At 43.1% G+C, this 20552-nt stretch carries 15 protein-coding genes; 10 read left to right on the top strand and 5 right to left on the bottom strand.

Annotation, left to right across the window (positions count from 1 at the left end; all coding sequences use genetic code 11):
* Positions 1–2 precede the first annotated feature (2 nt).
* The 5 genes from JXL83_08485 to JXL83_08465 are packed head-to-tail and all read left to right on the top strand — an operon-like array spanning position 3 to position 6191.
* Complete coding sequence (locus JXL83_08485) at positions 3–1520, top strand: Rne/Rng family ribonuclease (GenBank protein ID MBN2364154.1); 1518 nt, start codon at positions 3–5, stop codon at positions 1518–1520.
* The gene (locus tag JXL83_08480) at positions 1517–2923 is read left to right on the top strand and encodes a Sapep family Mn(2+)-dependent dipeptidase (GenBank protein MBN2364153.1); all 1407 of its coding nucleotides are present in this window, start codon (positions 1517–1519) and stop codon (positions 2921–2923) included. Before JXL83_08485 ends, JXL83_08480 begins: the two co-directional genes overlap by 4 nt.
* The gene (locus JXL83_08475; GenBank protein ID MBN2364152.1) at positions 2920–4044 is read left to right on the top strand and encodes a saccharopine dehydrogenase NADP-binding domain-containing protein; all 1125 of its coding nucleotides are present in this window, start codon (positions 2920–2922) and stop codon (positions 4042–4044) included. The genes JXL83_08480 and JXL83_08475 overlap by 4 nt, the downstream gene beginning before the upstream one ends.
* A gap of 15 nt (positions 4045–4059) precedes the next feature.
* Positions 4060–5481 (top strand): phosphotransferase, encoded by a 1422-nt coding sequence (locus JXL83_08470; GenBank protein ID MBN2364151.1) that lies wholly within the window; start codon positions 4060–4062, stop codon positions 5479–5481.
* Positions 5478–6191, top strand: a complete 714-nt coding sequence (locus tag JXL83_08465) for an NTP transferase domain-containing protein (GenBank protein ID MBN2364150.1) — start codon at positions 5478–5480, stop codon at positions 6189–6191. Before JXL83_08470 ends, JXL83_08465 begins: the two co-directional genes overlap by 4 nt.
* Here JXL83_08465 and JXL83_08460 read toward each other — a convergent pair.
* Entirely contained in the window at positions 6168–6842 is a 675-nt protein-coding gene (locus JXL83_08460; protein ID MBN2364149.1) for an HAD family hydrolase, read from the bottom strand. The genes JXL83_08465 and JXL83_08460 overlap by 24 nt on opposite strands.
* Positions 6835–7269, bottom strand: coding sequence for a GNAT family N-acetyltransferase (locus JXL83_08455; GenBank protein ID MBN2364148.1), 435 nt, complete (start codon positions 7267–7269; stop codon positions 6835–6837). The genes JXL83_08460 and JXL83_08455 overlap by 8 nt, the downstream gene beginning before the upstream one ends.
* A 163-nt stretch (positions 7270–7432) precedes the next feature.
* Here JXL83_08455 and JXL83_08450 point away from each other — a divergent pair, with 163 nt between their 5' ends.
* The 3 genes from JXL83_08450 to JXL83_08440 are packed head-to-tail and all read left to right on the top strand — an operon-like array spanning position 7433 to position 14075.
* Positions 7433–8719: a Glu/Leu/Phe/Val dehydrogenase gene (locus JXL83_08450; protein MBN2364147.1), complete on the top strand. Its 1287-nt coding sequence runs from the start codon at positions 7433–7435 to the stop codon at positions 8717–8719.
* A 57-nt stretch (positions 8720–8776) separates the two neighbouring features.
* The gene (locus tag JXL83_08445; protein MBN2364146.1) at positions 8777–11125 is read left to right on the top strand and encodes a PEP/pyruvate-binding domain-containing protein; all 2349 of its coding nucleotides are present in this window, start codon (positions 8777–8779) and stop codon (positions 11123–11125) included.
* Complete coding sequence (locus JXL83_08440) at positions 11112–14075, top strand: pyruvate, phosphate dikinase (protein ID MBN2364145.1); 2964 nt, start codon at positions 11112–11114, stop codon at positions 14073–14075. The genes JXL83_08445 and JXL83_08440 overlap by 14 nt, the downstream gene beginning before the upstream one ends.
* 18 nt (positions 14076–14093) lie before the next feature.
* Here JXL83_08440 and JXL83_08435 read toward each other — a convergent pair whose 3' ends face one another.
* Positions 14094–15020 (bottom strand): hypothetical protein, encoded by a 927-nt coding sequence (locus JXL83_08435; protein MBN2364144.1) that lies wholly within the window; start codon positions 15018–15020, stop codon positions 14094–14096.
* 74 nt (positions 15021–15094) lie between these two features.
* Entirely contained in the window at positions 15095–15421 is a 327-nt protein-coding gene (locus JXL83_08430) for a hypothetical protein (GenBank protein ID MBN2364143.1), read from the bottom strand.
* Positions 15422–15536: 115 nt separating this feature from the next.
* On the opposite strand from JXL83_08430, the gene JXL83_08425 reads away from it, so the two are divergent.
* Both JXL83_08425 and JXL83_08420 read left to right on the top strand, forming a co-directional pair.
* A complete protein-coding gene (locus JXL83_08425) occupies positions 15537–16133 on the top strand; it encodes an RNA polymerase sigma factor (protein ID MBN2364142.1) in 597 nt (198 codons plus the stop codon).
* Entirely contained in the window at positions 16120–16599 is a 480-nt protein-coding gene (locus JXL83_08420) for a hypothetical protein (protein MBN2364141.1), read from the top strand. The genes JXL83_08425 and JXL83_08420 overlap by 14 nt, the downstream gene beginning before the upstream one ends.
* Before the next feature lie 5 nt (positions 16600–16604).
* Here the strand turns inward: JXL83_08420 and JXL83_08415 are convergent, their stop codons facing one another.
* The gene (locus tag JXL83_08415) at positions 16605–20438 is read right to left on the bottom strand and encodes an AAA family ATPase (protein MBN2364140.1); all 3834 of its coding nucleotides are present in this window, start codon (positions 20436–20438) and stop codon (positions 16605–16607) included.
* Positions 20439–20552: the final 114 nt, after the last annotated feature.

Here is a 20552-nt window from a genome sequence, read left to right as displayed (position 1 = left end):
ATATGGAAAATGGAATATTCATCAACTCATTCGATGACGAATTGCGTGTAGCAGTAATAGAGAACGGGAGGCTGTCGGACATATTTATTGAGACTTTCGACAAAAAGAAGCTTGTCGGTGATATTTACAAGGGAATTGTCACTCAGGTCAATACAGGATTGAACGCCGCCTTCATCGATATAGGGCAGGAAAAAGCCGCCTTTCTGCCCCTTTCTGAAGTCATGTCGGATTCGATAGAATTTGAAGGCGAGGTTCCCGAAGAAAAACAACGGCTTGAAAAAGGAAAAGTAATATACCTTCAGATTACCAAATCCCCGATGGGGAAAAAGGGACCGCGAGCGACCACATACATTTCGATACCCGGAAGATATTCAGTACTTATGCCCGGCAGAAAAATTGTCGGTATATCGAGAAAGATCAAAAACCGCGACGAGAAAAAAAGACTGAAATCCCTTGGTCGCGAATTGATATCAAAGGATTTCGGAATAATATTAAGAACCGAAGCGCAAAACAGGACAAAAGATGAAATCCTTTCCGACCTCGATTTACTTAAATCCAAGTGGAGGGAAATTGAAGATCTTTCTAAAAAGAAAGAAGCCCCGGCTTTGCTTCACACGGAAGACGATCCAATCATGAGGATATTGCGAGATCACCTTCTGGGTTCGACGGAACAGCTCGTCATAGACAACCCTCAATTGTTCAAAAGAATACAAAGATATCTTTCTTCTACAAACAAATCCGGTGACCTTCTGAAAAAAATCAAGCTTTACAATGAAAGATTACCCGTGTTTGAACATTTCGGGATAGAAGACGAAATAACAAAACTTTTCTCTCCCGTGGTCCCCCTTCTGTCGGGCGCTTATCTTATATTTCAGCACACCGAAGCTCTGGTCGCCATAGACGTCAACAGCGGCAGATACTCTACAATAAACAACCCCGAAGAGCTCGCGTACAAGATAAACCTCGAAGCCGCAAGAGAAATAGCAAAACAAACGAGATTGAGAAACCTCGGAGGCCTTATTGTCATTGATTTCATTGACATGCAGTCGGAAGAGCACAGAAGGGCTGTAAGGGCTGAATTCGAAAAGCATTTGGCAAAAGATAAAACCAATTATTACACGCTTCCCATAAGCGAACTTGGTCTCCTTCAGATGACTCGTAAAAGAACAGGTCCTTCCGTCGTTCAAAATCTCCAGAAAAACTGTCCTTTCTGTAAAGGGTCCGGACTCCTCTTCGAAGATTATTACATTACAGGCTCGATGAAACGCTGGCTGAGAAACATTTCCGCAAAACTGTCAGGCAAAATAATTCAGATAAGGTGCCCTCGCAGGCTTTACGAATTCATATCCAACCAACTGTCCGTATTTTTCGTTTCGCTCGCAAAAGAAAAAAACATAAGTGTGGAAGCCGTTCTCGATCCTTCGGCGGCTGGAGATCAAATATCAGTGTGGTGCGTCAACGACAACATTGAAATCAGCCGCTGGGACGGAGGATTTCTTCCTGACATAGAAGTCAAATGAGAAAGGATTCGTTTATGACACCCCTTGAAGAAGCCCTCGAATCAGTGAAAGATGGTTTACTTTCAGACATCATGAAAATACTTGAAATCCCAAGCCTCAAAAAAGAACCCCTTCCCGGAGCTCCTTTCGGCTCCGAAGTCGCCCGGGCCTTCGAGACTGCTCTTTCTATAGGAAAAAAACTCGGGTTAAAAGCTTTTTCGAAAGACGGACATTACATCTATTTCGAAATAGGCGAAAAAGGACCCCTGGGTGCAGTTCTATGCCATCTGGACGTCGTTCCGGCCGAATCCGGATGGATTCACCCTCCCTTCAAGGGCACCGTAGCCGACGGAAAAATGTTCGGCAGAGGTGTAGAGGACAACAAAGGCCCGGCTGTCTGCTCTCTTTATGCTCTTCACTGTATTCAGAAGACTTCAGGAATAAAAGGCAGGCTGAGAGTCATACTCGGAGGCGACGAAGAATCGGGCTGGGAATGTGTAGACAAATATAAACAAAACGAAGAGATTCCCGCCTGGGGACTGACGCCTGATTCACAGTTTCCCGTCATTTTTGCTGAAAAAAACATAGCGAGAATATCTTTGACAGCTCCTTTCAGATCCGATTCGCTTTATTCTGTCTCGGGAGGCAAGGCAGTAAACATGGTTCCGGAAAAGGCTACGGCTGTTTTCCAGGACACCTTCCCCGAGAATGAGATCAGAAAAATTGTTGCCGACCGGTTCGAAGACTCCATCTCTTTGACAAAAGAAAACGGCAGAATTATCGCGTCCGTGAAGGGAAAGTCCGCTCACGCAAGCGTTCCCGATAAGGGCATCAACGCTATTTCGGTTCTCTTCGCTTTTCTCGGTTCTCTGATGCCGAAAAACGACCTGTTCCGGCATTTTGTTGACTTTTACAACTCTAAATTTCAAGACGATCATTGGGGGGAAAAACTCGGTGTAGCGCTGGAGGACGACGTCTCTGGAAAACTTACGATCAATCCGGGAGTTTTGGAGACAAAAAACGGACATGTCACTCTTTTCAACGACATCAGATGCCCGATAAAATACTCGGCCGAAGAAATCATCGGCCTGTTTAACAAGATTGAATTTCCTGAACTTAGAATAAATCTCGAAAAATTCGTCGACGGTCTTTACGTACCGGAAAATTCCGTTCTGATCGCGACTGTCCTTGAAACATACAGAAAAATCACAGGAGACGATACGCCTCCCGTAGCCATAGGCGGCGGAACATACGCACGGGCGTTCGACAACACGGTGGCATTCGGCCCTGTTTTCCCGTGGAGAGAAAATATGGCTCATCAGCCCGATGAATATATGCACACGGAAGATATTTTCCTCTTCACCCGCATTCTCGCCGAATCGCTTTGCGAACTTGACCGTAAATTCGCGGGTGAAGAAAAATGAAAAAGGTCACGGTTCTCGGTTCAGGCATCGTAGGGGGATTGATAGCAAAGGAACTCAGCCGATCTTTCGAAGTGACATGTGCTGACATGAACTCCTCGCGTCTTGAACAGCTGTTCTCGAACACCTGCGTCAAAATCATTCAATGCGACCTGTCGGAAAGAAATCAGATTATAAAAGCGGTTTCCACTGCGGACCTGGCCGTCCTCGCCCTTCCGGGTTTCATGGGCTACAACACGCTCCGTACGCTGATAGAAAACCGCACAAACACAGTTGACATATCTTTTTTCGAAGAGGATCCTTTTTCTCTGGACGAACTGGCGCGTAAACAGGGAATCTCCGCTCTGATAGACTGCGGCATCGCGCCAGGGCTGTGCAACATAATATTGGGACACCACATCGGTCTCGGAAAAGTCCGTTCCTATAAATGTCTCGTCGGCGGCCTTGTCCGGGCCAGGTTTCTTCCTTTCGAATACAAATCAGTCTTTTCTCCTTCTGACGTGATAGCCGAATACGTTCGGGAGGCCAGGATTGTTGAAAACGGTGAAATCAGAATAAAACCGGCGTTGTCAGAACCGGAACTTGTAGACTTCGAGGGAGTTGGAACTCTCGTCGCTTTCAACACAGACGGTTTAAGGACGCTTATCAAGACCGCTGACGTGCCTTTCATGACGGAAAAAACTCTGCGTTACCCGGGAACATACGAATACCTGAAGGTACTTAAGGACACGGGCTTTTTTTCAGATAAACCCGTCCATATCAAAGGCGTCAACCTGAAGCCGTGTGATTTCAGCGAAGTTCTTCTTTCTGAAAACTGGAGAATAACGGAAAAAGACAGAGACATCACCTGCATGAAAATAACCGTCGAAAACAATCCCGGCTCCATCTATGCTTCGCACGAATACTATCTCTTCGATTCGTTCGACGAGAACAGCAGGGAACTCTCTATGGCGAGAACAACCGGATTTACCTGCTGCGCTGTTTGCATGCTTTTTCTTGAAGGAAAGATAAAGGAACGAGGCGTCCTCGCCCCTGAATTTATAGGCCGCGATGAGGGCTGTTTTTCTTTTATTCTGGATTTCCTCAGAGAAAAAGGCGTGCAGATCTCTGTAAAAAATATTTAAAGCAGGCGAAAATCTTTGACAAACTTCAGATCTGAAGCCTCTTCGCTTTTTAAGAAGCACTTCGGCGCCGAAGCCGAAGAATTTTCCTTTTTCAGCTCCACCGACTCATCCAAGTTGTTCGCCAGAATAAAAAGAGGCGACCAAGCGGCTTTTTGCCAGTATTTTAAGAGCAAAAATGAAGGGAATGTTTTTTCCTATCTGACGGGAGTTTTGAAGGATTCCTCTGTCAGCGTCCCCGAAATATACATAGAAGACAGAACCGGACGAATATTTCTTTGCGAAGACGCCGGTGAAGAATCACTCCTGTCATTGTCAAAAAAAACCGATTCTCATCATTTAAACGCCAAAACAATGTCGCTGTACAAAAAGGCTCTCGAATTTCTCGCTCTGATGCAGACGGAAGTTGATAAAAAAATTGATTACAAAATGTGCCGGCCGATAAATAAATTCAGCAGGCATTCAGTGCTGTGGGATCTTTATTACTTTAAATACTGTTTTCTTAAGCTTTTCGAAGTTACTTTCGACGAACCGCGACTCGAAAAAGAATTTTCACTCATGTCTTCTCTGGTAAACAAAATTCCGCAACGAGCTTTCGTGCACAGGGATTTTCAATCGAGAAACATAATATTCAAAAACGAAAAAATATACGTATTAGACTTCACCGGCGGCCGGAATGGACCCCTTCTGTACGACGCCGCTTCCCTTATATTTCAGACAAGAGCCAGCTTGAAAAAAAGCGAACGAAAACAGCTTTTTGATTTCTATTCACATACAGACCAAATAAGACCTTTCTCATCTTCTCCCTGTTTTTTGGAAAACTTTTTTTTGTGCGCTCTTCTCAGAATACTTCAAAACTTGGGTGCTTACGGTTTGAGAGGCTATCACGGGCAGAACGCTTCTTTTAAAAACTGTGTCGGTGAAGCCGTAGAAAACGCCCTGGAAATAATCCGTGAAATTCGTTCCGGATTATTTCCCGCCGTAGAAGAATCCCTGAATGAATCTCTCGAAAAGATAGCCGGGCTCACGCCTTCTCTTGAAAAGGGCAAACTCACGGTCAGGATAAAGAGTTTTTCATACAAAAAAGGGATACCTCGGGACCTTGGAGTTCACGGAGGGGGGTTCGTTTTCGATTGCAGGCATCTGATCAACCCCGGAAGAGAAGCCGGACTTGCATCTTTGACAGGCAAAGACGTTGAAGTCGCCCTTTTCCTCGACAAGGATCCAGGGGTTTCATCTTTTATCGCCAACATGAAAAAAACGGTGGACGGGGCTCTGGAAAACTACATAGAACGAAACTTTGAACAGCTCGACGTGTATTTCGGGTGCACCGGAGGAAAGCACAGATCAGTCTACTGCGCAGAAAAACTGAAAGACCTCCTAAAAGGCGACAAAAAAGTATTTGTCCAGATATCTCACCTCGAAACGGATTTCAAGTGAAGGCAATGATTCTCGCCGCAGGATTCGGTAAAAGACTGATGCCGATGACGCGAAATACTCCAAAAGCTCTCGTCAGAATCAAAGGTATTCCTTTGATTGAAATCGTCGCTCGCAAGCTCGTCAGCCAGGGTTTCAAAGAAATTGCAGTAAACGTCCATCATTTCGCCGACGACGTGATCTCATACGCTGAGTCCAAAAAATTTTTCGGGGCCGAGATATCCTTCTATAGAGAAGAGAGTTTCCCATTGGGTACGGGAGGAGGTATTTTCAATGCCAGAAATTTTTTTAAAGATTCCAAGCAATTCCTCGTCCACAATGTCGACATCATATCAGACACGAACCTGCTTTCTCTTTACGATTATCACGCCGGTTCATCAAACCTGGCTACACTGTCCGTGAAAAAACGCGACACAATGAGGCATCTTCTGTTCGACGAAAACGGATTCCTTCTTAAAAGAAAGACATCTTCCAGCAAGTATTCAAATCCCGGGTACAGAACTTACGCATTTTCAGGTATTCAATGCGTAAGTTCATCGATTTTTTTTCACGCCTGTCCCAAGCTTCCTTTTTCGATTATCGACTTCTATTTGTCAAAACCATTCCGTGGAAAAATAGGCTTTCAGGAAGATGATGGATCAATGTGGTTTGACGCAGGCAAGAAAGAAACCGTATTCAAAATTGAAGATTCAGATCTGAAGTTTTGCATCTGAAAGTCTTTTTTCAAAAATAGGCTTAATCTCAAACGGGCTTTCAGCACAATTTTCGGCTGTCTCTATCTCTTTCCTTCCGAAACCGTAAAGAGCTCCGATAAATGCAAATCCGTTTTCAAAAGCCGCCTGCATATCGTGAATCCTGTCTCCCACCATAAAACCTATTTCCGGAGAAAACTGATCACTGATTTCTTTCAGCATCTTTTTTTTGCTTTCAGAACCCGCAGGGACTCTCACTGCCGAAAATAGTTCGGTTAGTCTGAACTTCTCCAGTACCGTATCAATATAAACTTTTGTAGCGTTTGAACAAACGGCCAATGTGAAACCGTTTTCTTTGAGCCAGTCAAGAAGAGAGAGGACTCCGTCATACAATTCTCCCCTTTCTCTTACCATGTTCAATTCGCTTCTTTGAAATTCATTGTAAAGAGAGTCAGCGTTTCCGTTTGAAGATAATTTCGCCAGCCAATCAATAAAAACGCTGTCGGGCTCCCCAATGAAAGAAAACAGGAAATCGTCGGCCGGTACTTCTAAGCCGTTGTTCGAAAGAAGAGATTTTACGGCGGGAATAAACGAAGCATCGGATCTGTAAAGCGTTCCGTCCATGTCGAAAACGGCGAGAAAAGGGGTTTTAATCCGAAACATTTCAGACATCGCCGGCAGGTTTTTTGACAAAATATTTTATGTGGTCTTTCAGAGAGTAACCCATTTTTTCAAAAACTCTCTTGGACCTTTCGTTTTCCTCATTTATCAGGCAGGCGTAAACTTTTATGCTTTTACTTCGGAACCATTCTTCTGCTTTTTCCACGAGCAGTCCGGCGATACCTTTTCCCCCGAAATCCGGATCGACTGCGAGCCTGTTGACCCATCCTTTCCTGCCGTCATGCGTCGCGAAAACACTGCCCACGACTTTTCCATCGATTTCAGCGAGATAATAACAGACATTTTCAAGAAGAGACTGTTTCAGGGTCAAGCTTTTTCCGTCCCTGCCGCTCAGTTTGTACGGTAAACCGCTTTTTTCCCAAAGCTTGACAAGATTTTCGTGGTCGCTGTCTTCATATTTTCTGAATACAATATTCATTATTCACTTCTCCCGGTATACTGTAAGTTACACACATAATTTAAAATACTATTCCGGAAATATTTAATCTTTTAAAAATTTCTATTCCTATTAACTTATTCGACAAAATATCATAAAATTGCATAATCTGCATATTTATTTTTAACTTTTTTAGGAGGTGTTTGTGTCTGAAAAGTCTTTCAACGCGTACAAAATGGCTCAGCAGCAATTCGACAACACGGCCGAAAAACTCGGTTTAGATCAAGCCACAAGGGACTTGCTGCGCACTCCCCTGAGAGAATATTCATTCAGCATCCCGGTAAGGATGGACGACGGTTCGGTCAAGGTTTTCAGAGGGTTCAGAGTCCAGCACAACGATTCGAGAGGACCTTGTAAAGGCGGAATCAGGTTTCACCCGCTTGAAACGCTCGACACTGTGAGAGCTCTGGCGATGTGGATGACATGGAAGTGTTCGGTTGTGGACATTCCTCTCGGAGGGGGAAAAGGGGGAGTTATTTGTGACCCGCATCATCTTTCAGAAAGAGAACAGGAAGGTATTTGCAGAGGATGGGTCAGGCAGATATCATACGAAATAGGTCCTCTGCAGGATGTGCCGGCTCCTGACGTGATGACCTCCGGTCAGCACATGATATGGATGCTCGACGAATACGAGAGAATTCATTCCGGAAAATATCCAGGCATGATAACCGGCAAACCTGTCGGCGTAGGAGGCTCTCTCGGCAGAACGGAAGCCACCGGATACGGCGTTATGTACACTGTCAGGGAAGCCCTCAAGGATCTCGGTCTCGACATAAAAAAAACGAGAGCTTCATTCCAGGGATTCGGCAACGTCAGCCAGTACGCAATCCGTCTGTACGTCGAATACGGAGGAACGCCTGTTTGTGTCTCCTGCTGGGATCAGGAAGATCAGACCTCTTATTCATTCAAGAAAACAAAGGGATTCGACATAGATGAACTGCGTGACATTACGGACAGATTCGGAGGGATTAACAAGGAAAAAGCCAAATCTCTCGGCTATGAAGTCCTTCCCGGAGAGGCATGGCTCGAACAGGAAGCTGAAATACTTGTCCCTGCGGCCCTCGAAAACCAGATAACCGGTGACAATGTCGCAAAGATCAAACCTTCAGTCAAACTCATTGCGGAAGGAGCCAACGGACCCACTACTCCTGAAGCAGACAAATATATGAAAGAAAAAAACATATACATCGTGCCTGATTTTCTGGCCAATGCAGGCGGAGTGACCTGCAGTTACTTCGAGCAGGTTCAATGCAACATGAACTATTTCTGGACTAAAGAAGAAGTTCTCAAAAACCTGGACACGAAAATGACAGCGGCATACCGCGCCGTAGCCGACCTTGCCAAAAAACAGAATTTATACATGAGAGACGCCGCCTACATGATTTCTGTCCAAAGAGTCGCCGAATCATGCAGGGTGAGAGGCTGGGTCTGATCCAATTTTTGGGGCGGATATTTTCCGCCCCTGTTTTTTCTCAACACGGAGTGAACAATGTCCTCAAATAAACCTGAGTGGAGAATAATAATAGATCTTCTCGAAGAGGCGAATCCTGTGCTGTACAAGAGGCTCGGCAGAAGAATGATGAACTACCTGTTTAAAAAAGACATTACGAAAATTGAAAACATAGTCCTTAACATAGACAAATCCGTGACTATGTTCGATTTCGAGGAAAGCCTGGACGACAATCAACCCCATCCGCGAATAAACACACAAACTCTGGAAAAAATGATAGGAGAAGTCTTTAAAATTGCCGAAGATGAAATCGGAGATGAAGAAATTACAAATGTGATAAGGATGTGGATAAAAAATGAGAACCTGAATTTCCTTATGAAATCAGCTGAGAAAAGAGACGTCGCTTTCGATGAGATTCACAACGCCTTGTACACTTTTTCCAAACAGCCTCACCTGAAAGACGCTCTGACTCAGGAAGACAGACTGGGAGTGAGGGTGGCTCTGATAAGAAGATTTTTGAGCAACAATCTGTCTTACATAAACACTCTTAAGGACCACATTACAATCGATGACTTCATTGACATCCTCAACAAAACCATTGGCCCGTCGAAAGGCAACGGCAAACTGGGAGGAAAAGCCGCGGGAATGATAAGGGCGAAACAGATACTCAAAAGCAAGTCCGAAGAATTCAGCGTGCTCGGTGAAATCCAGACTCCCAAGACATGGTTCATAACTTCAGACGGCATTTTTGAATTTCTTCATTCCAACGCTCTTGAAGAATTCCAGAGGATAAAGTACCACGACCCGCTTGAGATCAGGAAAGAGTATCCCTACATCGAACAGATTTTTAAAAACTCGATAATGCCACTCGAATTCATTTCGATGTTCAGCGTTGCTCTTGACGATTTCGGAGATTCCCCAATTATAGTCCGCTCGTCGAGTCTTCTCGAAGACAGCCCCGAAGCTGCATTCGCAGGAAAATACAAAAGCCTTTTCGTTTCCAACCAGGGGACAAAGAAAGAGAGGCTGGAAGCTCTCATAGATGCAATAGAGGAAGTTTACTCCAGCGTATTCAGCCCGGACGTCATAGAATACAGGAGAGAGAACGGCCTGCTGGATTTCAACGAAGAAATGGCTTTGATGATTCAGGAAGTCGTCGGCACAAAAATCGGCAAGTACTATCTTCCGGCTTTCGCCGGTGTAGCCTTCACAGACAACGAGTTCAGATGGTCGCCGAGGATAAAAAAGGACGACGGAATAATAAGGCTCGTCGCGGGACTCGGAACCAGAGCCGTCGACAGGCTTGGTGACGACTATCCCCTTCTTTTGTGTCCAGGCCAACCGGGCTTGAAAGTCAACTCCACTCCCGAAGAATCCTTCCATTATTCACAAAAATACATTGACGTCATTAACCTCGAGACCAGAAAATTCGAATCCATATCACTCGAAAAACTCATTGAAGACGCAGGAACAAATCTGCCGGGATTGCCCGACATAGTTTCGTTGTTTTCAGACGGACAGCTTCACCAGTCTGTCGGAAGCCTCGTCGATCTCTCAAAAGGCGAACCTGTAATCACCTTTGCGAATTTGATAAAAAAAGGCAGGTTCATAAACTATATTAAAACGATACTCGATGTTCTCAAGAGAGCTCTCGGTTATCCTGTTGACATCGAATTTGCATTCAACGCCGCAACCGAGAAGTTTTACCTGCTCCAGTGCAGACCTCAGAGTCATTCAAAAGAGATAATTTCGGTATCAATGCCGCGCGACATACCTCGGGACAAAATTCTTTTCACGGCTAAAAAATATGTCACCAACGCACTCGTAAAAGACATCCGGTACATAGTTTTCATAGACCCTTTCGCATACGACTCCATGGAAGAGCTCAACGATCTGATCACTGTGGGAAAAATAGTTTCACAGCTCAACTCGGAACTACCCAAAAAGAAATTTATTTTGGCCGGACCCGGAAGATGGGGAAGCAGGGGTGATATCAAACTCGGCGTCAGAGTGACGTACAGCGACATAAACAACACCGCCATGCTCATCGAAATAGCAAAACAGAAAAAAGGATACATGCCGGAGCTGTCTTTCGGAACCCATTTTTTCCAGGATCTGGTCGAATCACAGATAAAATACCTCCCACTTTACCCGGACGACGAGAACTCTGTTTTCAACAATGATTTTTTCACTTTATCAAAAAACAGTCTTTCTTCACTCGTCAATCTCTCTCCTGGAAAAAAAGAGCTCTTCGAAAGCGTGATAAGGGTTATTGACATTGAAGAACAGGCCAAAGGTTATTCAGGCGAAATAGTCATGGATGGCGATTCTTCTTACGCAATTGGTTTTTTAAAACTAAACGGAATCGATACCGATGTCAGACTTTGAACTCACTCAATACGAGGAAAATCTCAGGATAAGCTCCGACATAAACCGTGGACTTTCTCCTTTCAAGATAAGAGAAATTCTACTCGTCGCGACGTTGTACGATTCTTATATTCTTGAAGAAGAAGGACTTCTCAGTGACATGCTGTTCGAAGAGTATTTCAAAATCAGCCTGGCGGACGCGCCGAGAATAACTTCTGTCTATTCCAAGGAAAAAGCTGTTCAGGCGATAAAAGAAAAAAAAATCGATCTTGTAATACTGACAATGAGAATAGACGACTTTCAACCTTACGAAACCAGTCTTTCAATAAGGGAATTAGATCCCGATTTGCCGGTGTTTCTTCTGTTAAACGACAATTCCGACATAAAGATCGTCGAACAGTGGAAAGACAGACCAAGCGCCATAGACAAGATTTTCATCTGGAACGGCGACGCGAAAATATTCCTGGCGATGAGCAAATATGTCGAAGATTATAAAAACGCTTTAAACGACACCTCTCTCGCTTCTGTCAGGATAATCCTTCTTGTCGAAGACTCGCCGGTCTATTATTCAAAATATCTTCCGCTTCTGTACCGTGAAATAATAAAACAGACACACACTCTGATAACCGAAGAGAAATTCGACGAAACGAGAAAGATAACAAGATACAAGACCCGGCCCAAGGTCCTCCTCGCCATGAATTTCGAGGAAGCCCGGACAATTTTTACCAATTTCAAAAATTACCTGATGTGCCTTATTACGGACCGCCGTTTTCCCAAAGAAGGTTTTCTGGACGAATCGGCAGGCATTTCCTTGATCGAAGAATTCAGGAAAACTTCTCCCGACCTCATAGCTCTTCTTCAATCTTCGGAACCCTCGACGGCAGAAAAAGCGAAAGATTTGAAAGTTTCTTTTATTGACAAAAATTCTGACCGGCTCTCAACCCAGGTCAGAGATTTCATCAAAAATGAACTCGGTTTCGGCCCTTTTTTGTTCAAGAATGATACGGGTGATATTCTCGACGAAGCTCTCAATTTGGACGATTTCGAGAAAAAAATAGAAAAAATACCCGAAGATTCCATTTTTTACCATTTCGAAAGAAATGATTTTTCGACATGGTTCGCTGCCAGAGGCGAATTTAAAATTGCCGAAAGCTTGCGCAGGATGAAAACAGTCGATTTTGAAAGCCCCAGAGAAATCAAGTTCCATTTGTCCAATATGACAAAGCTTGTAGAATACAAAAAATCGAAGGGAAAAATAATCAATTTCGACGACAAATACCTCACCGAAGGAGACAGCATTGTGAGGCTTTCGGCGGGAGCACTCGGAGGCAAAGGAAGGGGAATCGCTTTTATCAGTTCACTTCTTCAAAACAGCGCTCTTGAAAACTCAGTGCAGGGTGCAAGCATCAGAATACCGAAAACATACCTGGTCGGTACGGATTCATTCGACCAGTTCATCGAAAAAAACGACCTTCTGGAATTTGCCATTGAAGAGGACGACCATGAAAAAATCAAACAAAAATTTCTTTCTTCTTCGCTTCCTGAGGATCTCGAAAAAAAATTCAGGATACTTCTTCAGAAAATCAACCATCCTCTCGCAGTCAGATCTACAGCGGTTTTCGAAGACTCGATATCCCACCCCTTTTCAGGCATTTACGAGACATACATAATACCAAACTCCAATTACAATTTCGAGATCAGATACAAGCAGTTCACGGACGCTGTAAAACTTGTTTACTCTTCGGTTTATTCCAAGGTCGCCAAGACCTATTTCGAATCCATCGGCTACAACATAGAAGAAGAAAAAATGGCTGTTGTCATACAGAAACTGGTCGGAAATTCGGTTAACGGAAGGTTTTATCCGTCATTTTCCGGAGTCGCCCAGTCATACAATTACTATCCTGTTTCCTATATAAAACCGGAAGACGGCATCGCGGTCGTTGCTCTTGGCCTTGGAACATACGTCGTAGACGGCGACAGGGCTTTCAGGTTCTGCCCCAAGCACCCAAAAATCGACTTTTATTCATCTGACGACCAGCTTAAAAATTCACAGACCTATTTCTGGGCGCTCGATATGGGAAAAAGCGATTTCGATCTTTCTCTCGGCGAAGACATCACCCTTGTAAAATCCTCCCTCGAAGACGCTGAAAAAGACGGCGCTCTGAAAGATGTTGCTTCAGTCTGGGACTGGCAGAACAACAGGTTTTCCGGATACCTGGGAACCGATGGACCGAGAATAATAAATTTTGCAAACATATTGAAATACGAATCTTTTCCACTTTCTGACGTTCTTCAAAAACTTCTCGCAGTCTTTAAAACCGCTCTCGGAACACCCGTTGAAATTGAATTCGCGGTCGAACTCGGTAAAAAACCCGTTTTTTACATTCTCCAGCTCAAGCCTTTCATAAGAAATTTCGACAATTACGAAATTGACTCCTCGGAGCTCGAAGGTAAAAACGTTTTCATATCGACAACACAAACCCTGGGAAACGGCAAAGTGGAAGGAATAAAAGACGTAGTTTTCGTTTTTCCCGAAAAGTTCAAAAAGATGGAAACGCTCAAAATCGCCGAAGAAGTAGAACACTTCAATCAGAAGCTAAAAGACGCGAAAAAGCCTTATCTCCTGATAGGCCCTGGAAGATGGGGGACGAGCGACAGGTTCCTGGGGATACCTGTCAAATGGAACCAGATTTCAGGCGCCAGAACGATAGTCGAATACGGAACAAAGGATTTTCAGATAGATCCTTCGCTGGGTTCTCATTTTTTTCACAACATTACCACTCTCAACATAGGTTATCTGACAGTTCCTTACAACAGCGAAAAAGATTTCATAAACTGGGATATCATCAAAAAGAAGAATATTACCTGTGCAAAAGAATATTGCGCCCACGTGGAATTCCCCGAAGGATTGACCGTCCTCATGGACGGCAGAAACGGATCCGGAGCGGTTTTTTCAGGTAATAATTACTGATATAAATCAAAAAACCGTCTATTCACTCTTCGAATAAACAAGAGAGAAATCATCGGTCAGTTTTTTTGACAAAAAAGCCTTGATCTTCCAAAAAGTAAAAGTTTTCCTTTTAAAAACCGATCCCTCGTGCCAATTGCCTGCCTCGTCGAGGCATCCCTTCTTCTGGCCGTCGAGGGATTGAAAAAGTTCGACACTTTTCTTGAAACAAATAAAACTCTTGTTCAGGCTCAGTTTTACTCCGAAAAGCCAGCCTTTTTCGAGAAATTCGGTAATTTTGTCGGGAGTGACGGACAAAGTTACCATCAGGGCTGAAGAACCGGGTATCTTTCTTATCTCTTTTTTTGAAAAATAAAGCCTCAGGGTCTGGGAATTGCTGTGTTGGATAAAATCTATCTTTTCCGGGACGATGGTCTCCCTTCCGTACCTTCTTTTTTTGGCGAACAATGAATATAACGTCAGCGTGGAATGCTTTTCGAGCTGAAATCTGTAATAATTCTCGACCATCCTGACTGTCATTTTTTTCGTGAGATTTATGAGAATGTTTTCTATGTCATCCCATATTTCTTTCCCTATGAGGTAAGAGCCAATGACCGACACCAGCGATTCGACAGACAGGAGATCTTCGGGTTTGAATATCGCAAAAATTGCAATGATGACAACACCGAGGAAAAGCCCGAAAAAATTTCCAAACCTGTCTGTCATTTCAGCATAAGCAGATCTTTGTTTGACCAGAATGTCGCGGACGTATTCCTCGTACGGAGTAAATACAAAATCCCTGGACGAGACTTCGTCCGAATAAGGATACAAAACCAGATGGCATTCCACGGAATTGTATTTTTTCATACTTTCGATTTTGTCGAGGATTATTTCGAAAGTACCATTTTTTTTATTATCGCTGACAAGTCCGACAGAGTCGGCCGTTTTCTGAAATTCATCTTTAGTCACCTGAATATTCTATCAGAATCCAGGCAAAAAAAAACCGGGGGATTCACCCCCGGTCAAACGGCAGGAACAGAGGATTATTTTTTCTTTCTGTCAAGAATCTTGCTTATGACAAAATACACTATCATGCTGAAGCCGCTCAGTCCGAGCATCATTGCGCTTGTCGCTTCCATCCTGATTTCAGGGAAGAAAAGAAATCCCAGCAAAATTGCAGCAGCCAGGGATATGAGGATCATCGCCCACATAAGAACTGCGTACCCGGGACCGTTTTTCGACAAACTGTTGAGATCGAAATTGTTGTCTCCCTTTTCTATCAGTCTCTTTTTTATTTTGTAGTCCATCGACAGCTTCACTATGCCGTAAATCGTTCCTAAAAAGACAGCCATGGGTAAAAAATCGTTCATCTTCACACCTCCTTTTGAACAATAAGACAATCGGGGAAGCGAAATGGTTGCATAAAATTTCAGATCAATATTCTGCAACAAAACACCGTCTGCTTTTGTCTGATATAATAATCAAATGGATCAAAAAGAAGAAAAAGAATTAATCCGGCGAATAATGTCGGGAGACGAAGAAGCTCTCGTTTTTTTCATTGATTCATACAAAAAACTGGTCTTTCACGTCGCGGGAAAACTGATTGAAGACAGCGACGATCTCGAGGACGCTTGTCAGGAAATATTCATAAAAATCTATGAAAACCTCGGCTCTTTTAAACACGGTTGTAAACTTTCTACGTGGATAGCGAAAATATCATACAATCACGCGTGCAACTTGCTTAAAAAAAGAAAAAAAACCGTATCTTTCAGCAAAATGAATTTTGGAGAAAAAGAAGAGATATTTTTGGATGAAAAGTCCTTACAAAATTCTCATAAAGAATCCTCTCTTAACCGGCAAAGGGAGGAGTGCAATCAGCTGGTAGAAAAATGCCTGGAGAGGCTTCATCCTGTCCAGAGAGAGATAATATCCCTTTATCATACGGAAAATTTTTCATACGAAGAAATATCTTACGCTTTATCGATGCCCTTAGGAACGGTAAAAAATTATCTATTCCGGGCTCGAAAAAACCTGAAAGATATGGTATTAAGAACGCAGGAGGCGGCAAATGAAGCATGTTGACGAAGACATTTTTCAGGAATTTCTCGACGGGGGGAAAAAAGACGCATCTGTGACAGACCATCTCTCCCACTGCGCGTCCTGTTCAAAGAAACTAAGTGAATACGAGACTCTTTTCAAACACCTCTCTTCTGAGAGGACTGAAATACCTAGGGACTTCACAATCAAAACGGTCAAAGCCGTTTCGGCAAGAAGAAAAAAGATCAAAACCGAAGAAAGGCTGTTGAACTGCTTGTATTTCTTGGCCGTGGCGGCTTGCGCTGTATTTTATCTTGTAAGAATTGACGTTCTGACCCAAGCAAAAAGTTGGTTTGAGCCCATAAAGACAATTTTCATTGTTCTGTTTCAAAATCTTCCCGAAGTCAAAGGAAGTTTTTTTAGACTCGAAACATTTACAATTTTTGCTGTTTTGACAGCCGCCTTTTTATCAGACCTGATTTTTTTACAAAAACGCCGTCAAAAGAACTAACCCAGCTAAGAAGTCAATTCTTCATACTTGTCAATATAGGACAGCTGTTTGTACTCTCCGGTTTCCTCTTCTATCAGTTTTTTGTATAGATATGCAGCCCTTTGCCTGGACTCGCTTGTCCGTTTGATTTTCCACATCAAGTAAAATATTTCCGCCTTTTGGATCGTATTTCCCCATTTTTCGAGCATTTGATTCAGTTTTTTTTCAGCGTTTTCTGCGTCACCCCGCTCGTAAACCAATTCGGCTGAGTTTATCTCATACCTGAAAAGCAGATAATCATTTTTAAGTTTTCCGTGCATCGCAAGAAGGGCTTCGTTGCTCTTTTCGGCTTCTTCATAGTCCTTTTTCAGGATATTGATTCCAAACCTGATGTCGTAATGTTCCGCAAGAAAAAGGTCTTTGCCGCATTTATTCACTTTTTCAATTGCTTCGTCCAGCAACGCGAGAGCTTTATCGTACCTGCCCCTATTTCTCTCGACACTGCACAAATTGATAAGGCAGAGTATTTGTACAGGAATGTCTCCGATTTCAATCGATATTGAATGAGCTCTTCTGAACAATTCTTCGGCCTTTTTTAATTCTTTTTTGTGCAGAGCAATCAATGCCATGTTGTTAAGTGTCGTCACCGATCCGTTTCTATCCTGGAATTCTTCGTATAGTTCCAGGGCTTTTTTAAAATTAAACATGGCTTTATCCGCGTCGAGTTTTATCTCCATGTATGAAAGACCGAGATTACCGTACAAAACAGCCTTGGCGGGTTTACTTTCAATTCTTTCAGCGATTTTAAGAGCTCTGTCCAGATACTCAAAAACCCTGTCAAGGCCGACTTCCCTTCCGAAAAACACGGATATTATGCTGTAATTTTTTGCAAGTATATTGAGATACTGTCTGTTCTCCGATGAATCTGCAAGTTTTTCTGCCTCTTCCAAAGCCCTCTTTGCGTAGACATAACCCTGTTCTTCATACCCGGAGTGATGATGATACATGGCAATATTGTCGAGAGTGTTGATCAGAGATACAGGGTCGTCTGTGTTCTCCAGAAGCTCTTTTAATGCGTCGAACTTTCTTCTGATTTCTTCCCTGTCTCCGACGTGAAGCTTCACTTCGAAAATCAAATTGACCAATCTACTGTGAGATTTTTTGTCATGATCTTTTTCAGCTTCAATGAGAGCTTCCTCAGCCACGGCAATCGCTTTTTTGAAATTCGAAGTATTATAAAGGGTCTGCGCCCACTGTATTTTGTTGACAGTCTTTTCCGAACCGGTCAAATACCTGTCCATAGTTTCATAACAGGTCAGAGAGTCTTTTTTCATACCTTTTTCAGCGGCATGTTTGACGGCGTCTCTCCCGGTTTTAATAACTCTATCGGCGTTTTCAGCCCTGTCCCAGTGCTCAATAAGTTCGACATAATGACTTGAAATATCTTCGGCGTATATCTCTTCGATTATGCTTCCTGCGAGGTTATGAAGAGATCTCAGTTTCTCTTTGAGTATCATTTGATAGACTGAATCTCTTATGAGAACGTGCCTGAACATGTATCTAATTTTTTCAATCCTCGTCCATATCTGTTCGTTTTCTCCCGACCTTAGGTCGCGGGATATCCTTTTATTTCTCAGCATCCGGGACAAAACATCGACGGCAAATTCCTTGCCGAGAACAGACGCGTTTTTGATGGCTTCTTTCAAATCATCCGTCAGCCTGTCGAATCTGGCTGTTATGACCGAATTTATATCAGAGGGAATACCATCGGTTTGGCCTGCTATGCTGAAATCTGGACTTAAAAGTTTATTTTCCATGAAATAAAGCGCGAACTGTTCTATAAAAAACGGATTCCCACCGGTTTTTTCGTGAAAAAACTCAATAGTCTTTTGGGGCAGTTTTTCTGACTTCCATGTGTTTTCAAGCATTTTTCCCGTCAGTTCTACGCCGAAATGTTCTATTAATATTCTTTTGACAACAGGAAATTCAGTCTCCGGGTCAAAGACCTGACCGTCGTCTTTCAATCTGCAGGTAGCTAAAAAGACATAAGGGAATTTTTCGACGTTTATCGAAAGCACCCTCATAAGATCTATAGAATCTTCATCCACCCATTGAAAATCATCCACGGTCAAAATGATCGGCTTAAATGAAGAAAGCGCTTTGATCATCGCTTTAAAAGCGTAAAAAAAATTTTCGCTTATTTTTTCGGGTTTGATTCCCGGGTAATTGATCAAGTCTTTTTCAACACCGGTGAAGTAAGCCAAAAAATCTCTTCCCCGCAAAAGCTCTTCCCTCAAAACTCTGTCTCCGGTTTTTTCAGCCAGTTCACTCAAAACAGCGTCGAAATCGTTTTTTGCACTGAAAAAGTAGTTTTTCAAAAATTTTACGAAAGGCGACAGGCTTTCACTCTGCGAAGGTTCAAATGATAAAAATACAATCGTGAACGAATCTTTTATTTCCTCTTCGTTCAGAACTTCAGACACGAGTCTGGTCTTGCCCATGCCAGGTTCTCCGTCGATGAAAATCATTCCTCCGTTGACCTTTTCTTTCAAAGTCTTTTTCAGAACATCAATGATCTGATTTCTTTCCTTTTCTCTTCCTACAAAAAGGTCGTCAAAATTTCCCGTGATTTCTTCTTTGCCCGCCTCATCAACTGAAAACAAATCCATTCTTTCCTTGATTCCTTTGAATTTCCGCTTTCCTTCAGTCTTTAGAATGAATCTGTCCGTTAACGCCTGTGCTGTTCTTTCATCAATCAGAATTTGCCCTTTTTTACCTTTTACCATCAATCTTGCCGCCAGGTTGACGCTTTTTCCCATCACAGTGTATTCGCTCATATCCGGGGATCCGACAAATCCAGCGTAGGTCACTCCTCGGGAAATTCCCGTCTTCACAGAGCGTTTTGACACCGAATTGAGCTCAAGTGAGAATCTGACGGCTTTTTCAAGAGGTTTCTCGACCGCCGTCGGAGCGCCGAAAATAGTCAGGGCTACAACCCCTTTGTCGCCTGCGATTATTTTGTTCATGTACCCACCGAATTTCTCTGAAATGACGACGGCGTTTTTTATTGCCTGATCAATGTCTTTAACTCTTTCCAGAGAAATGAAGCACGCCACTGTGTCCCTGAATTCACCCGTTTCTTTTTTGGAAAGAACACTCTTTGGAATGAATTTTTCTGCAATTCGGATCGAAATCTTTTTCGACTGTTTTTTCAGCTCTTTGTTTTTTTTTAATCTAATATCCGCGGCAAAAAAATTTTCGGTTTTCTTTATAAACTTGTATCTTTTGTCAGTTTTTACGGCTTTTTTTATTTTTGTATTCGCCAAAACTTCATTGTCACCACATTTTTTTTGCAGTTCAGCCGTCTCGTCAAACGGTTTTCCCTGAAAATAATACAAGTACCGTCCGCCGCAATCGATTGTCTTAAAAATGATTTTACCAGACGATAGGGCGATTTTAGGCGAGAAAACGAAATCTCCAAACCTGGTTTTGACGGGATTCAAACCGGTGAATTCACTCACAATCTCGCCGGCGGCTAAAAGAGCGGACACTGTGGAGGATTTATTAATTTTCTTTCCGGCTGGAAACACGGCATAAAACGCGTCTCCTGCAAAAACTGGGACGAACCCGGAATGTCTTTCGACGGCGGATATCGCCGGAGTGAAGACGTCGTTTATTATTTTTGAAAGTACCTCAGCGCCTTCTTTTCCGTTTTTCATCAGCTCTTCCGTTGTCGAAGTGAAGCCGGAAATGTCGAGGAACAAAACCGCTCCTTCAAACTCTTTGAACTGTATTTTATTGAGGAAAAAATCTTCGACAATGTTTGGGACTAACCTTCTTGTCTTCATTGAATTTTTCATCCGTCCTCTCTGCCGAAATTCTATCAGAAAGAATTTTTCTCCGCATTAAAATCGGCGCAAATAATACTTTGCAGGAATAAAAAATCCCTTATAATTTCCGGCTAAAAGGATTTT

The organism is candidate division WOR-3 bacterium (assembly GCA_016934535.1).
In the GTDB taxonomy this organism is placed as follows: domain Bacteria; phylum SDB-A; class SDB-A; order SDB-A; family SDB-A; genus JAFGIG01.
Note: the sequence above shows the minus strand (reverse complement) of the source record. Positions and strands in the feature narration are given on the sequence as shown.